This is a genomic window from Massilibacterium senegalense, assembly GCF_001375675.1.
GTDB lineage: Bacteria > Bacillota > Bacilli > Bacillales > Massilibacteriaceae > Massilibacterium > Massilibacterium senegalense.
The window spans coordinates 1,051,086-1,066,794 of sequence record NZ_LN831786.1 but is presented as its reverse complement, the minus strand read 5'-3'; the positions used below and the strand labels follow the sequence as shown (position 1 = coordinate 1,066,794).

Annotated in this window: 13 protein-coding genes and 7 tRNA genes; all 20 read left to right on the top strand. The window is 34.7% G+C overall.

What is annotated here, in order from left to right:
• Positions 1 to 272: 272 nt before the first annotated feature.
• Positions 273 to 1,895: a Na/Pi cotransporter family protein gene (locus tag BN1372_RS08765; RefSeq protein WP_062198634.1), complete on the top strand. Its 1,623-nt coding sequence runs from the start codon at positions 273 to 275 to the stop codon at positions 1,893 to 1,895.
• 124 nt (positions 1,896 to 2,019) lie between these two features.
• Positions 2,020 to 2,094, top strand: a tRNA-Asn gene (locus tag BN1372_RS08760).
• 5 nt (positions 2,095 to 2,099) lie between these two features.
• A tRNA-Met gene (locus BN1372_RS08755) sits at positions 2,100 to 2,176 on the top strand.
• Between the two features lie 8 nt (positions 2,177 to 2,184).
• Positions 2,185 to 2,260 (top strand) — tRNA-His (locus BN1372_RS08750).
• Positions 2,261 to 2,270: 10 nt separating this feature from the next.
• Positions 2,271 to 2,347 (top strand) — tRNA-Ile (locus tag BN1372_RS08745).
• 19 nt (positions 2,348 to 2,366) lie between these two features.
• Positions 2,367 to 2,459: transfer RNA gene (locus BN1372_RS08740), tRNA-Ser, on the top strand.
• Between the two features lie 17 nt (positions 2,460 to 2,476).
• Positions 2,477 to 2,553, top strand: a tRNA-Met gene (locus BN1372_RS08735).
• Between the two features lie 3 nt (positions 2,554 to 2,556).
• Positions 2,557 to 2,632 (top strand) — tRNA-Phe (locus tag BN1372_RS08730).
• A gap of 226 nt (positions 2,633 to 2,858) precedes the next feature.
• Positions 2,859 to 3,470, top strand: a complete 612-nt coding sequence (locus tag BN1372_RS08725; RefSeq protein WP_062198632.1) for a superoxide dismutase — start codon at positions 2,859 to 2,861, stop codon at positions 3,468 to 3,470.
• A 123-nt stretch (positions 3,471 to 3,593) separates the two neighbouring features.
• A complete protein-coding gene (locus tag BN1372_RS08720) occupies positions 3,594 to 4,805 on the top strand; it encodes an MFS transporter (protein ID WP_062198629.1) in 1,212 nt (403 codons plus the stop codon).
• Between the two features lie 14 nt (positions 4,806 to 4,819).
• Positions 4,820 to 6,853 carry a peptidoglycan D,D-transpeptidase FtsI family protein gene (locus BN1372_RS08715; protein WP_062198627.1) on the top strand — a complete coding sequence of 678 codons (2,034 nt, stop codon included), beginning with the start codon at positions 4,820 to 4,822 and terminating at the stop codon, positions 6,851 to 6,853.
• Positions 6,854 to 7,036: 183 nt separating this feature from the next.
• Positions 7,037 to 7,987: a PstS family phosphate ABC transporter substrate-binding protein gene (locus tag BN1372_RS08710; RefSeq protein ID WP_074018163.1), complete on the top strand. Its 951-nt coding sequence runs from the start codon at positions 7,037 to 7,039 to the stop codon at positions 7,985 to 7,987.
• A 79-nt stretch (positions 7,988 to 8,066) separates the two neighbouring features.
• Positions 8,067 to 9,023 carry a phosphate ABC transporter permease subunit PstC gene (gene pstC, locus BN1372_RS08705; RefSeq protein ID WP_062198625.1) on the top strand — a complete coding sequence of 319 codons (957 nt, stop codon included), beginning with the start codon at positions 8,067 to 8,069 and terminating at the stop codon, positions 9,021 to 9,023.
• Between the two features lie 3 nt (positions 9,024 to 9,026).
• A complete protein-coding gene (gene pstA / locus BN1372_RS08700; protein WP_062198623.1) occupies positions 9,027 to 9,905 on the top strand; it encodes a phosphate ABC transporter permease PstA in 879 nt (292 codons plus the stop codon).
• A 90-nt stretch (positions 9,906 to 9,995) separates the two neighbouring features.
• Entirely contained in the window at positions 9,996 to 10,739 is a 744-nt protein-coding gene (pstB, locus tag BN1372_RS08695; protein WP_230198845.1) for a phosphate ABC transporter ATP-binding protein PstB, read from the top strand.
• Positions 10,740 to 10,810: 71 nt separating this feature from the next.
• Entirely contained in the window at positions 10,811 to 11,467 is a 657-nt protein-coding gene (phoU, locus tag BN1372_RS08690; protein WP_062198619.1) for a phosphate signaling complex protein PhoU, read from the top strand.
• A 96-nt stretch (positions 11,468 to 11,563) separates the two neighbouring features.
• Positions 11,564 to 11,713 (top strand): 50S ribosomal protein L33, encoded by a 150-nt coding sequence (rpmG, locus tag BN1372_RS08685; protein WP_062198617.1) that lies wholly within the window; start codon positions 11,564 to 11,566, stop codon positions 11,711 to 11,713.
• An 81-nt stretch (positions 11,714 to 11,794) separates the two neighbouring features.
• Positions 11,795 to 12,367 (top strand): 5-formyltetrahydrofolate cyclo-ligase, encoded by a 573-nt coding sequence (locus tag BN1372_RS08680; RefSeq protein ID WP_062198615.1) that lies wholly within the window; start codon positions 11,795 to 11,797, stop codon positions 12,365 to 12,367.
• Positions 12,368 to 12,694: 327 nt separating this feature from the next.
• Entirely contained in the window at positions 12,695 to 14,080 is a 1,386-nt protein-coding gene (gene nhaC, locus BN1372_RS08675) for a Na+/H+ antiporter NhaC (protein ID WP_062198613.1), read from the top strand.
• A gap of 131 nt (positions 14,081 to 14,211) precedes the next feature.
• Positions 14,212 to 15,705: a rhomboid family intramembrane serine protease gene (locus BN1372_RS08670; protein ID WP_062198611.1), complete on the top strand. Its 1,494-nt coding sequence runs from the start codon at positions 14,212 to 14,214 to the stop codon at positions 15,703 to 15,705.
• Positions 15,706 to 15,709: the final 4 nt, after the last annotated feature.

Genomic DNA, 15,709 nt, shown 5'->3' with positions numbered 1-15,709 from the left:
ATCTTACATAATACTTTAAGAATCGACAATAGCAGTCATTAAATGTGAACATCTGTTGCTTTTTAATATGGTAGAAAAGGGGAGTGAAAAGTTTCAAACACAAAAGACGTAGTGTTTTTTTACAACGGTTTTTGAAAAAAATAACGATAGAAAGATTTCCTTTTAATAAAAACTTAACATTTCCTTTACATTAAGGAATGAATCATAAATAATAAGTAATGGTACATATTTCGAAAGACGCTAATTAACACATTTTAGGGAGATGAACCGTTGTGGAAGTAGACGTTCAAAGGATGATTTTTGAGTTTATTGGTGGTCTAGGGATTTTTTTGTTTGGTATTAAATTTATGGGGGATGGCTTACAGAAGGCAGCAGGTAATCGATTAAGAGAAATTCTTGATAAGTATACTTCCAATCCATTGATGGGCGTTTTAGCTGGAATTATCGTCACAGCACTAATTCAAAGTAGCTCCGCAACAACGGTGTTAACAGTTGGGCTTGTTAATGCAGGTTTTATGACATTGCGACAAGCAATTGGCATTATTATGGGGGCAAATATTGGAACGACCGTTACAGCGTTTATTATTGGGGTAGATGTAGCCGAATATTCGCTTCCAATTATCGCAGTAGGTGCCCTGCTTATTTTTTTCTTTAATAATGCAAAAGCAAATGCATTTGGACAAGTTATTTTTGGTTTTGGTGCTCTTTTTTATGGATTGGAAACAATGGGAGAAGGCATGAAACCACTTCGGGAATTTCAAGTATTTCAGGATTTAATGGTCGATATGAGTCATAGTCCAGTTCTAGGTGTTATGGTTGGTACTATTTTTACATTAATCGTTCAAAGTTCCAGTGCAACGATTGGTATTCTACAACAATTGTTTGATCAGCAAGCGATTTCTTTACAAGCAGCTTTACCTGTATTGTTCGGGGATAATATTGGAACAACTATTACGGCAGTATTGGCAAGTCTTGGGGCAACGATTGCTGCAAGAAGAGCAGCGTTAACGCACGTCTTATTTAATATTATTGGTACGGTTGTTTTTCTTCTTATTTTAGGGTTCTATACTGATTTTATCCAGTTTATTCAAACGGCACTCGATTTAAATCGACCAATGACAATCGCATTTGCACATGGAACATTTAATATAACGAATACAATCATTCAATTTCCTTTTATAGGTTTTCTGGCGTTAATTGTAACGAAACTCATTCCAGGTGAAGAGACAATTATTGATTCCAAACCACATCATTTAGATCCTGTATTTATTGAAAAATCTCCATCTATTGCACTTGGACAAGCAAAACAAGAAGTGATTCGGATGGCAGAGTTTTCAAAAAAAGGATTAGAAGAGGCTCATAGTTATTTAAAAACAAATCAGAAAAAACATCTAGAAGTAGCAAAACAAATAGAGGAAGCAATTAATAATTTAGATAGAAAGATTACAGATTATCTTGTGAAAGTTTCTGCAGCTTCTTTAGCTCAAGGAGAATCAGAATTTCATTTTATGTTAATGAATTCTGTTCGAGACATTGAGCGAGTTGGGGATCATGTAGAAAATATTACTGAACTTTCAACGTATAAATTTGCGAATAAAGTAAGATTATCGGAACAAGCAGAACATGAATTAGATGAAATGTTCTATTTAGCTCTTAGTATGTTAGAAGAAGTGATTGAATCGCTTCAAAAAAGCGATAGAGAGAAAGCAAAATTAGTTCTATTGAAAGAAGAACAAATTGATACAATGGAACGGACGCTTCGCAAACAACATATTCAACGATTAAACGAAGGAGCATGTTCTGGTTCTGCGGGAATTGTGTTTGTAGATATTATTAGTAATTTAGAACGAATCGGAGATCATGCAAGTAATATTGCGCAAGAAATTATAGACTAACCATCAGCTTCAAGCAGAGTATTTACTCAGTTTGAAGCTGAATTTATAAAAAAAACAAAAAAACTATTGACTTTGATATTTTTTGATGATACATTAATATATGTCGCAAATAATTAATCCTTATTCCACAGTAGCTCAGTGGTAGAGCAATCGGCTGTTAACCGATCGGTCGTAGGTTCGAATCCTACCTGTGGAGCCAAAAATGGCGGTGTAGCTCAGCTGGCTAGAGCGTACGGTTCATACCCGTGAGGTCGGGGGTTCGATCCCCTCCGCCGCTACCACTAATATGGCGGTTATGGCGAAGTGGTTAACGCACCGGATTGTGGCTCCGGCATCCGTGGGTTCGATTCCCACTAATCGCCCCATAAATCATCTGGACCCTTAGCTCAGCTGGTTAGAGCAGACGGCTCATAACCGTCCGGTCGTAGGTTCGAGTCCTACAGGGTCCACCAAGTGAATAATTTAGTTTACGGAGGAATACCCAAGTCTGGCTGAAGGGATCGGTCTTGAAAACCGACAGGGGCTTAACGGCTCGCGGGGGTTCGAATCCCTCTTCCTCCGCCATTACAATTTCATATTATCGCGGGGTGGAGCAGTCTGGTAGCTCGTCGGGCTCATAACCCGAAGGTCGCAGGTTCAAATCCTGTCCCCGCAACCAAATGGCTCGATAGCTCAGTCGGTAGAGCAGAGGACTGAAAATCCTCGTGTCGGCGGTTCGATTCCGTCTCGAGCCACCATTTTTAAGTAATACAAGCTTTCCTCATTTTAGAGGAAAGCTTTTTTGCTTTTACAATAGCATATTTTTATAAAGAAAGGCTAAAATAAAAAAATAAAAGAAAATAATGTTTATTATTTGAATGTTTAAGGAAAATTTGATACTGTAAAGGTATGGACTTATTAAACATAGTTGTTTATTAAGTTTAAAAAGTAAAAGGCTACATATTTTTAAGGAGGAGATTTACTATGGCTAAACATGAACTACCAAAATTACCTTATGCTTATGATGCATTAGAACCTCATATCGATGCGCGTACTATGGAAATTCATCATACGAAACACCATAATACGTATGTAACAAAATTAAACGAGGCAATCGCTGGTAACAGTGAATTAGAAGCGAAATCTTTAGAAGAATTATTAACAAATTTAGATGCAGTTCCAGAAGCTGCTCGGACAGCAGTTCGTAATAACGGTGGTGGTCATTTTAACCATACATTATTCTGGGAAATCATGGCACCAAACGCTGGTGGTGCACCAACTGGTGAATTAGCAGAAGCAATTACAAAAGCTTTTGGAAGCTTCGATGCATTTAAAGAACAATTTTCTGCAGCAGCAGCAGGCCGTTTCGGATCTGGTTGGGCTTGGTTAGTTGTTAATAATGGTGCATTAGAAGTAACAAGCACACCAAACCAAGATACTCCTATTTCAGAAGGTAAAACACCTATTTTAGGTCTAGATGTTTGGGAACATGCTTACTACTTAAAATTCCAAAACAAACGTCCAGATTATATCGCTGCATTCTGGAATGTTGTAAACTGGGATGAAGTTGCAAAACGTTACGCGCAAGCAAAATAATAAATAAGTAAGATACAAAGCTGAATCTAACAAGATTCAGCTTTCTTGATTTAGTGGAATGTAGTGCATAAATTACTCCCCAAAACAAACACTATTTCTGATAAGTAAAGGGGAGTTTAAACGATGCGAAAAGAATTTTATCGTAACCGTAAAGAACATAAACAAGATTTTTACTTGCTTATAATCATTGGTATTCTTTTCTCTTTTGCAATGGCCATTTCCTCTTCTTTTGTAAATGTTTATTTATGGAAACAAACAAAAGAGTGGATGGTCATGGCAAAATATCAGGCAATTATTTATGCCATGCAAATGGCGACATTTTTTATTGGTGGGTGTTTATCTAGTTATTTAGATCGGAAATGGCTTTTACGTTTTGGCATTACGTTGTTAGTTATTTTTTACATAACGGTTTTATTTTTAGGAACAGAAGCGAATCAATATATGGTACTTTTAGGAGTACTATTAGGTGGAGGGCTCGGTTTATTTTGGTTATCGTATAATGTGTTAACATTTGAAATAACAGAACCAAATACAAGAAAAGTGTTTAATGGTTGGTTTGGGGCATGGACGTCATTATCTGGGATGTTTGGACCTTTGCTTTCTGGTTACGTTATCAAAAGGTTTCATTCACAAGGGTATATGTATGCCTTTATGCTCTCTCTTTGTTTATTTTTTCTTGCGATAGTTGGAAGTCATTTTTTTATTCGAAAGGGATATAAAAAGAAATTTGAAATTTCAAAAATTTGGTTAAAAAAACATGCAGGACAAACGTGGAGAAAGTTGTCAGTTGGCTTTTTTTTGCAGGGATTACGAGAAGGGACATACTCTTTTGTCATCATTATTTATATTTTTGTTTTAACGAATAAAGAATGGGAAGTTGGCATGTATTCATTTGTGCAATCTTTTTTATCTTTTATCACGTATTATATGGTTGGAAAAAGGTTAAAAAAACAATGGTATAAAAAATCAATTTTTATCGGTGGGATGATTTTATTTCTTTCTGCTTTTTTTATTGTTTTTCAAGTTCAACCCCCATTATTATATATATACGCTTTATTTATTTCGATTGGATACCCACTCGTACTCGTGCCATTTATCTCTTTAACTTATGATATAATAGGCAAAGAAAAAGATGGTGCGACTCACCGTGTAGAATATTTAGTTAGTCGCGATTTTTTGCTAAATGGCGGGCGATTATGTTCTGTGTTTATTTTTATTTGTTTTTTAGCATGGAATGAATCTTTTTTTTATTATCCATTAATAATCGTTGGTGCTAGCTATTGGTTGATTTATGTAGCGATTCGTCATTTACCATTAGATATAAAAGTAAAGTAGGAGAGGAGAACATTATGGAAAAAAAGAAAAAGAAAAAAAATATATTATTTATTCGGTTGAATGTGTTATTTTTTCTTGTCTTTTTGTTTTTTTCCGTTTTAATTTTGCGCATTGGATATATGCAAATTGTAAAAGGGGAAGAATACCGAAGAGAAGTAGAAGCATCGGAAAATATAGTTGTAAAAAAATCTGTACCACGTGGAGTGATGGTTGACCGGTATGGTAGGCCTGTTGTGGAAAATGAGCCATTATATGAATTAGTGTATACGAAAACACAATCATTAACGCAAACAGAACGATTAGATATGTCAAAAGAAATTTCTACATTAATTGATGTAGATACGGAAAAAGTAAAAGAACGCGATTTGAAAGATTATTATATCTTAACTCGTTTTAAAGATTTAGACGAAGCGTACGAAAAAAAATTAACGAATGAACAACGAAAAAAATTAAACGATAAAGAAAAGTATAATAAGCTAATTGATGTCATTACAGAAGACGAGTTGGCATCGTTAAATGAAGAAGACCATCAGTTAGCGATGATTTTTTCCAGAATCCAACAAGGATATGCTCAAGGATCACAAGTCATTAAACGTGGCTTAACAAACGAGGAGGTAGCCCGGATTTCAGAAAAATTAGGTTTCTTTTCGGGAATAGAAGTTCAAATGGATTCGAACCGAAAATATCCGTACGGTGAAACGTTCCGTTCGTTTTTAGGTACGATTAAAGAAATTCCAAAAGAACAACGTGATTATTACGAAACACGTGGATACAGTTTAAATGATAAAGTAGGACAAAGTTATATTGAGCAATATTATGAAGATGTACTAAGTGGGAAAAAAAGTGAAGAAATATATAGTAAAGTGAATAAAGAAGGAAAAAGTGTCGGCACAAAACCAGGCCAATCAGGTAGTAATTTAATGTTAACAATTGATATGGACCTACAACAACGTGTGGAGCAAAGTTTATCTTCTGTTCTAGCGCAATATGGTGTTCGGGAAGGGTATGTCGTGATGATGAACCCGAAAACCGGAGAAGTGTTAGCGTTAGCTGGAAAAAAAGCGAGAAATGGCAAGTATGAAGATGCTGCAATCGGTACCATTTATAATTCGTTTGAAATGGGTTCTACTGTCAAAGGAGCAACTATTTTAACTGGTTACCAAACTGGCGCTATTCAACCAGGAACTGTTTTATATGATGCTCCAATAAAAATTGCTGGTACACCTGAAAAAAAATCATATAAAAATTTTGGGTCTATTAGTGATGTAAAAGCATTAGAAGTGTCTTCGAACGTCTATATGTTTAAAGTGACGATGGCTCTAGCTGGAGTGGAATATCGTTACGGTGCTCCACTACCGATTAAAGAAGAAGCATATGATTTAATGAGAAAACATTTTAATGAATTTGGATTAGGTGTACCTACTGGTATTGATTTACCTAATGAAGCAACAGGGTACCGTTCAGATTTTAACCCAAAAGAACCAGGAAAATTAATTGACTTATCTATCGGTCAATTAGATACTTATACACCAATGCAAATGGCGCAATATGTATCTACAATTGCAAACGGTGGGTATCGGGTAAAACCACAGCTTGTAAAACAAATTACCCAACCAGCTATTAACCCGAATGACGGGGAACAAATTGTTTTTCAACATAATCCAGTCGCATTAAATAAGATTAATGTGACCGAAGAAGAATTAAAACGAGTTCAGAGAGGGTTTTATCTTGTTTATCATGGCTCACAAGGTACAGCTCGTTCTTTTTCCAATAAACCCTATGATGCAGCAGGAAAAACAGGAACCGCCCAAACATTTGTAAACGGATCATGGACATATAACTCTACTTTAATAGGCTATGCTCCATTTGAAGATCCAGAAGTTGCTTTTTCTCTCGTGTTACCGTATCGAGACAGTAAAAATGCCAATCAGGTATTGGGGATGGCTATTCTAGATGCTTATTTTGAATTAAAAGAAGCAAGCAATGGCGTACAAGGAATTCCGGAAAAATCAGATAAAGAACCTATTATTGATGAGAAAGATGAATAAAAAAACGAAGTACTCGAAGAGAAGAGTGCTTCGTTTTTTTTTGTTTTTTATTTAAATTTACACATTCTTTACATTCAATTAAAACGTGTTTAACAATCAACGATTAATCTAATAATAGAACAAGACAACTTCATACATAGTTTTATATTCAACAAAAACCAAAAGGATCAGGAGGAACAAAAAGTGAAGAATGTAAAATCTATTTTCTTAGCGCTAGTAATGAGTGCCCTTCTAGTCGTTGTTGCTGCATGTGGAAACAACGAAGAAAAAGGTGCAGCAGATGGCAAAAAATTAAGCGGGGAAGTTCGCATTGATGGATCTTCAACAGTTGCGCCAATTATGGAAGCTGTTGCGGAAGAATATTTAGCTGAGCAACCTGATGTAAAAGCGCCAGTTGGTGTTTCTGGAACTGGTGGTGGAATGGAGAAATTTACAAAAGGTGAAACAGACTTATCAAATGCATCTCGTCCAATGAAAGACGAAGAGAAAAAAGCAGCAGAAGAAAATGACATTGAGTTTTTGGAATTAAATGTTGCATATGATGGTATTTCAGTAGTAGTAAATAAAGAAAATGATTTTATTGATCAATTAACACTTGATGAATTACGTAAAATCTTCTTAGAAGAAAGCGAAGCAAAAACATGGGCAGACGTTCGTGCAGGATGGCCAAACGAACCAATTAAAATTTATAGCCCAGGAACTGATTCTGGTACGTATGATTATTTTGATGAAGTAATTTTAGAAGAAAAAGAAATGAAAAAAGATGCACAACGTTCTGAAGATGACAACGTATTAGTAACTGGTGTATCTGGTGATAAAAATGCAATCGGATTTTTTGGATTTGCATACTACGAAGAAAATAAAGACAAATTAAAAGTAGTTCCAATCGTTGGTGAAAGCGGAAAAGCAGTTGAACCAACAAAAGAAACAATTAATAACGGTGAATATGCACCACTTTCTCGTCCATTATTCACATATGTAAATGTAAAATCTTTAGAGAAAGCTGAAGTAAAAGACTTTATTGATTTTATGAATGAAAATGCTGGAGATTTAGCAGAAGAAGTTGGTTATGTAAAAATGCCAGAAGATAAATATGAGGCAAACAAAAAAGCAATTGAAGATGCTGTGAAGTAAGGTGCTAAGGTGAGATAGGGGTTAGCCCTTCTCACCTTCACTATTGTAAAGCCATTCGTTGGTGAAAGGGGAAACATACATGGACTCAGTAAAAGACTTTCAGTCATCATTATCCATCAATAAAATGATACAAGAAAAAAAACAGAAAGGTAGAGGGTTGTCGGTTCTTGTAGAAAAAGCAGTTCCAGTTTTACTTTTTCTTACTGCTTTTATTTCTGTATTAACGACATTAGGAATCGTTTTTACTTTATTATTCGAAACGATTACATTTTTTACAAAGGTTTCATTTTTAGAATATTTTACTAGTAAAGAATGGTTCCCGTTTTCTGATGTGAATCCTAGTTATGGAATATTACCATTAATTAGCGGAACATTAATGGTAGCTATTATTGCAATGATAGTTGCAGTTCCAATTGGTCTTGGAGCGGCTATTTATTTGAGTGAATATGCTTCCGATAAAGTGCGCCGTACGGTTAAACCTATTTTAGAAGTGTTGGCGGGTGTCCCAACGATTGTTTATGGATTCTTTGCATTAACTTTTGTAACGCCAATGTTACAAAAGGTTATTCCGAACTTATCTATTTTTAATGCGCTTAGTCCAGGAATCGTGGTAGGAATTATGATTATTCCTATGATCGCTTCTTTATCAGAAGATGCAATGAGTTCAGTGCCTAATGCAATGCGCGAAGGAGCATTAGCGCTCGGTGCTACGAAGTTTGAAGTAACAATGAAAGTGGTAATTCCTGCAGCTTTATCAGGGATTATGTCTTCGTTTGTTCTTGGTATTTCAAGGGCGATTGGTGAAACGATGATCGTTACAGTAGCTGGGGGATCGAATCCTGTTTTAGCGTTTGATGTAACACAATCAATTCAAACGATGACTGCTTACATTGTTCAGGTTAGTCAAGGTGACTCAGGTTACGGAACAACCATTTACTATAGTATTTATGCAGTTGGGATGACATTATTTGTGTTCACTTTACTAATGAACTTACTAGCACAATATATTTCTCGACGCTTTAGAGAGGAGTATTAAACGATGAATTTTATTGATAAGGAAGAAGTTCAAGGAAGAATTTCCAAACGATTAGTAAAGAATCAATTTTTTAAAGTATTATTTATTACTGCAACATCATTTTCATTAATCGTTCTTGGAATTCTATTATATCGGATATTGACTCAAGGAATTGGCTATATTAATTTGGAGTTTTTCCAAAATTTCGCTTCTAGACGACCAGAAGCTAGTGGAATTAAAGCTGCGTTAGTTGGATCGCTATGGTTGATTGCAATTGTTGCCCCTGTTTCGTTTATTTTAGGAGTTGGTTGTGCTATTTACTTAGAGGAATATGCACCGAAAAATAAACTGACACGTTTTATTCAATTAAACATTGCTAACTTAGCTGGTGTTCCATCTATTGTATTCGGTTTATTAGGGTTAACAGTATTTGTTCGTACATTAGGATTTGGACGTAGTATTTTAGCGGGTGGATTGACAATGAGTTTGTTAATTTTACCTATCATTGTAGTAGCTGCTCAAGAAGCAATTCGTGCAGTACCAAAAGAATTAAAAGAAGCTTCGTTTGGTATGGGTGCAACAAAATGGCAAACGATTCGAAAAATTATTTTTCCAGCCGCATTACCTGGCATTTTAACAGGAACGATCTTAGCTTTATCGCGAGCAATCGGTGAAACAGCACCATTAATCGTTATCGGAGCATTTTCATTCGTTGCCTTTTTACCAGAAAATTTACTATCAGGTTTTACTGTGTTGCCAATACAAATTTATAACTGGACAAGTAGACCGCAAGAGGAGTTCCAAAGTGTAGCTGCAGCTGGAATCATTGTTTTATTAGGAATATTAATTATCATGAATTCCATTGCCGTATTTATTCGAAATAAATTTCAAAAGAGATACTAAAATAATAGAAAGTTTTGAGGAGGAGCTAGTATGCAATTAGTAGTGGATAATCAAAAAAACACTGTGACATCAGGAAATGAAAATACAGTGATGTCCGTTAAAAACTTAAACTTATGGTACGGGGAAGATCAAGCATTAAAAAATATTGAATTAGATGTGAAAGAAAAACAAATTACTGCCATTATTGGTCCATCAGGATGTGGAAAATCAACTTTTATTAAAGTGTTAAACAGAATGGTTGAAATGATTCCAGTCGTTCGTACAAGTGGGGAAGTGTTATATCGAGGACGTAACATTTTTGATCCATCTTATCGTGTAGAGGAATTACGAACACAAGTAGGGATGGTTTTTCAAAAACCCAATCCTTTTCCAAAATCCATTTATGAGAATGTTGCATATGGTCCGAAATTGCACGGTATTCGCGATAAAAAAATTTTAGATGAAATTGTAGAAACAAGTTTAAAAGGGGCAGCGATTTGGGATGAAGTTAAAGATCGTCTGCATGAAAATGCGTATGGTCTATCTGGTGGGCAACAACAACGCCTTTGCATTGCACGCTGTTTAGCAATTGAACCAGATGTTATTTTAATGGATGAACCTACAAGTGCGTTAGATCCAATTTCAACATTAAAAATTGAAGAATTAGCTCAGGAATTAAGCGAGAAATTTAGCATTATAATGGTTACACATAACATGCAACAAGCGGCTCGTATTTCTCACAAAACAGCTTTCTTTTTATCAGGAGAAGTAATTGAATATTCTAATACTGATCAATTATTTTCAAACCCTAGTGACAAACGTACAGAAGATTACATCACTGGACGTTTTGGATAAAAAATATTTAGTAAACAGATGATACAAAGTTTTCCTAGTGTATAGGTAAAACGTAGAGTGGGGGAAAACGGATGGTAAAACGCGAAAACTTTATTGGGCAGCTTGAAGGGCTGTCCAATTCTTTATTAAAATTAAACAACGAAACAAAAGAGGCATTTCAAAAAGCAATGGATGCACTAAAAAACCATGATCATACGCTTGCAAAAGAAATTATTGAACACGATTGTGTAATCAATAATAAAGAACTTAGCATTAATGAAGATGCAATTTTAATTATCGCTAAACAGCAGCCAGTAGCAATTGATTTACGATTTATTATTTCTATTATCAAGATTTCATATGAATTAGAACGGATGGCAGATTTAGCGGTAAATATTTCACGTGCAGTTGTTCGAATCGGTTCATATGAAGTTCCGGCGGTTATGAATGAAGAAATTTATAAAATGGCTGATTTAGCACTTATAATGTTAGATGACACAATGGAAGCTTTTAAAAATCAAGATGCTTCATTAGCAAAACGAGCATCCAAAATAGATGATGATATTGACGTGTTATATGAACAGTTTATTTCGACTATTACGTCTACCATCCAAACAGAGACATTAGAAATTCAAACAGAGTATGCATTTATCGCTCGCCATATTGAACGATATGCGGATCATGTTACCAATATTGCAGAACATGTTGTGTATCTCGTTAAAGGAAAACATTACGATTTGAATGAATGATACTTGAAACTTTTAAGGTTCTTTGCTAATATAGAAAAGTCTATTTGTCGTGAATGTCTTAAACCATTTTACTTTTAGTCGCGAGGAGGGATAAATATGCGTGTACAAATTACTTTAGCTTGCACAGAATCTGGTGAGCGTAATTATATTACTACAAAAAATAAACGTACGAATCCTGAACGTTTAGAATTAAAAAAATATTGTCCAAAATTAAAAAAACATACATTACATCGTGAAGTAAAATAATGTAATGTCCAAACAACAGGTGAATATTCACCTGTTGTTTTCTTTTATAAAAATAGCAAATGGATAGAGGAGTGGTGACCTATGTCAAAAAAGGAAATTCGAGAAAATATGTTGCATGCATTAGCTACTGTTTCAGATAAAATATTTGAAGAGAAAAATCAACAAATTTTTCATCGGTTTACGCAATGGTTATCTGTACATCAAATTAAAACGATGGCTATAACTATTTCGCATCATCGGGAAATCGATACATATCGGCTTATTCGATTTGCTTGGAATCATCAGATTCAAGTTGTTGTTCCAAAATGTCGTCCAAAAACGAGAGAAATGGAGTTTTATCGTTTGAACGATTTTCGGCAACTAGAAGACAGTTTTATGGGGTTAAAAGAGCCTAACGAAGAGAAAAGTGAACTTATTACTAACGAAGTGATTGATTTAGTTGTTGTTCCAGGTGTTTGTTTTGATAAAAATGGATATCGTATTGGATATGGTGGTGGATATTATGATCGGTTTTTACAAAAATATCGTGGATTAACCGTAAGCCTTTGTTTAGACCAACAGCTAATCCCGAATGTTCCAAAAGATGATCATGATATTCCAGTTCAGACAATATTAACAGAGACAAAAACAATCATCGTGAAAGAAACATGTTAAAAGAGTAGATAAGGAAATTAACAAAAAGGATGAATTGTTCTATCCGCACGGAACGTTGTTTACGGATGGCACTTCAAAAAAGTGGTGAGTAGATGTTCTGTGCTTTTTATTTACGTTGATGAGAAGATTCCCTACATTTAATAATCCTTCTTATGTTTGATAATGCTTAGCGAAGCCTCGCCTCTTTTCAAAAAATAGTCTGAAAATAGGGACTTTTCTTGATGTTTTTCAGATGATTGACGTGTTTTCCTTCTTTCGGTATGCTTCTTTTAGTACATAAAAGCGATATTGTTTTAAAGCAGTTTTGCGTTGAAAGGAATTACGTCCATGAAAAAAGTTTTTACTTTTTCTGAAGCATTTTTGGTCACATTAAGTATGATTATTTTGTTATTTTTAAGTATTTTTATGTTGAAAGTAGAACCGCATATTCCACTGATTGTAAGTATCGTTGTATTAATTCTTTTTGGAATAAAAAAAGGCTATTCCTATGAACAGTTAGAAAAAGCATTAATGGATGGCATTAGTTATGGATTAAAACCCATTTTAATTTTAATGGTAATCGGTATGTTAATTTCTGCTTGGATGATGAGTGGAACGGTTCCTACTTTAATGTATATTGGTTTTGAAACGATTTCTCCCACTTACTTTACATTAAGTGTCTTGCTTGTTACCATTTTAGTTTCTACGTTTACCGGAAGTTCTTTTACAACGATTAGTACAGTCGGGGTAGCTTTAATGGGAATTGCGGCTGGTCTTGGTATTAATCCTGCATTGGCTGCTGGTGCGGTCGTTTCTGGTGCTGCTTTCGGAGATAAAATGTCTCCATTATCTGATACTACCAACTTTGCACCGGGAATAGTTGGAGTCGATTTATTCACTCACATTCGTCATTTATTATATACAACAGTTCCAGCTTTATTGATTACGGCATTATTGTATTGGATGATTGGAATAGATACAGTAGGTTCTTCAGCTGCCACTTCCATGAAAGATGTAAAAGAAACATTAACAACCCACTTTACGATTTCGTATTGGACACTTCTTTCACCGCTTTTCGTTATTTTTTTAGCAGTGAAACGTATACCAACAGTCGTTACCATTATTTTTGGTATTTTTTCAGCTCTTCTTACGACGTTTTTCGTACAAGGATCAATGTCTCTTCATACGATGATAAGTTATTTGCAAAAAGGGTATCAATTAACAACAGGGAATGAAATTGTTGATGGAATTGTCAATAGGGGTGGGCTTTTAAATATGATGCCATCGGTCGCGTTAATTATGATTGCTTTAGCTTTCGGTGGGTTACTCAGGGAGTTGCAAATTATTCAAACGTTAATTGAAAAGTTAACAGAACATTTACAAAAACGAGGTCATCTTATTGCTTCTACAGCTTTATCAGCGATTGGTGTCAATATTTTAACTGGTGAGCAATACTTATCGATTTTATTACCTGGACAAACATTTAAAGAATATTATGAAAAAGCTGGGTTACAATTAAAAAATTTATCGCGGACATTAGAAGACGCTGGAACATTAGTAAATCCCCTCATACCATGGGGAGTCAGTGGAGCGTTTTTTGCACACACATTAGGTGTACCAGTAGTAGAATATGCCTTATTTGCATTCTTTTTAACACTCTCTCCATTATTGACGATTTTGTTTGGATATATAGGTTTTTCTGTTCCTAGCGTAAACAAAAAAGATACACAGTGATTCGTGTATCTTTTTTTGTTTTGATGAATTTATTGGTATAATAAAAAAGAACTTTGCATAAGGATTAATTTGTTTTCCATGAAGATAAAAATGGAATTGGATGATGAAAATCAAGCGATGAGGTGACATATTTGAAAGATACAGAATCCAAATTATTTTGGCATACGCTGCATCAACTCATTTATAAAGAAAAAGCACAAGTAATAATGCTACATAAAAACGAAAAAGAAGCATGGTTGATGAAAAAGAATCAACTATTTCGAGTCATTCAAGGAAATGTAGAGGCTAATTTTGAAGGTAAGACGATTCGTATGGCTAGACAAGTACAGTTAGTATTTAATCAAAAAATTGACTCTGTTTTTATTGTATATACAGGAATGGTAAAACAATCTACTCGTTATGCGGTGGCTGATGAACAATATACGATTAAATTATATCAATGTCCACAAGACCTAGAACGACTTATAGAAGAGGCGAAATTGAGTCCGCCTTTTCAAGAAAGTGAATTTTCAGCTTTAACGGATACGCGGATGATCCGTCAAAAAGTATTGGCGGAAGTAGGAAAACAAATAGGGATTGATGAAGAAGCCCAAAAAGTTTTTTCATATGGGAAGCCTATTTGGACGATGATTTTTTTAACCATTTGTGCCATTGTTTATATTATGATGGAAGTGAAAGGTTCCACCTTGAGTGTATTAACGTTAATTGATTGGGGGGCAAAGTTTAATCCAGCTATTTATGAAGGAGAATGGTGGCGTTTTCTAACACCAATGTTTCTTCATATTGGCATTTTACATATTTTATTAAATATGATGGCGCTTTATTTTTTAGGAACTGTTGTCGAAAAAATATACGGTTCATTTCGTTTTTTTGTCATTTATATGACAGCTGGTATTTTTAGTATCATTGCAAGCTTTGCATTTTCACCTGTTATTTCAGCAGGTGCGTCTGGCGCAATTTTTGGATTATTTGGTGCCCTTTTATATTTTGGTGTATTCTACCGAGAGTTGTTTTTTAAAACAATGGGTATGAACGTATTATTTCTTCTAGGGATCAACCTTGTATTTGGGATGATTATGCCAATGGTTGATAATGCGGCACATATAGGAGGATTAGTTGGTGGCTTTTTAGCATCTGCAATTGTTCACTTACCAAAGAAAAACTATCAACTATCATATAGTGCCCTTTCTATTGCAATGATTTCGCTCTTGACATCCAGTTTATTATGGTATGGTTTTATCGGAACGCCTCAAAAATATGATCCTATAACGAATGCACAAGTAGCATATGAATATATTGAACGGGATGAAAAAGAGAAGGCATATGATTTATTAACAAAAACAATAAAAGAAAATCCAAACAGTGATGCTTCTGTATATTTTTTATTAGGGTATCTAGAATTAGATAAGAAACAGTATGAAAAAGCAATTCCGCTTTTTCGAGAAACGATTGTTCGTCAACGTTCGATGCATGAAGCACATTATAATTTAGCATATGCATATGAAAAAACCGGGCAATTACAATTAGCAAAAGAATCGATTGAAGATGCAAGACGGTTAAATACGAAAGAGAAAAAATATAAAAAATTGGAAAAGAAAATCAACGAAGAACTACAACAACAATGAGGAT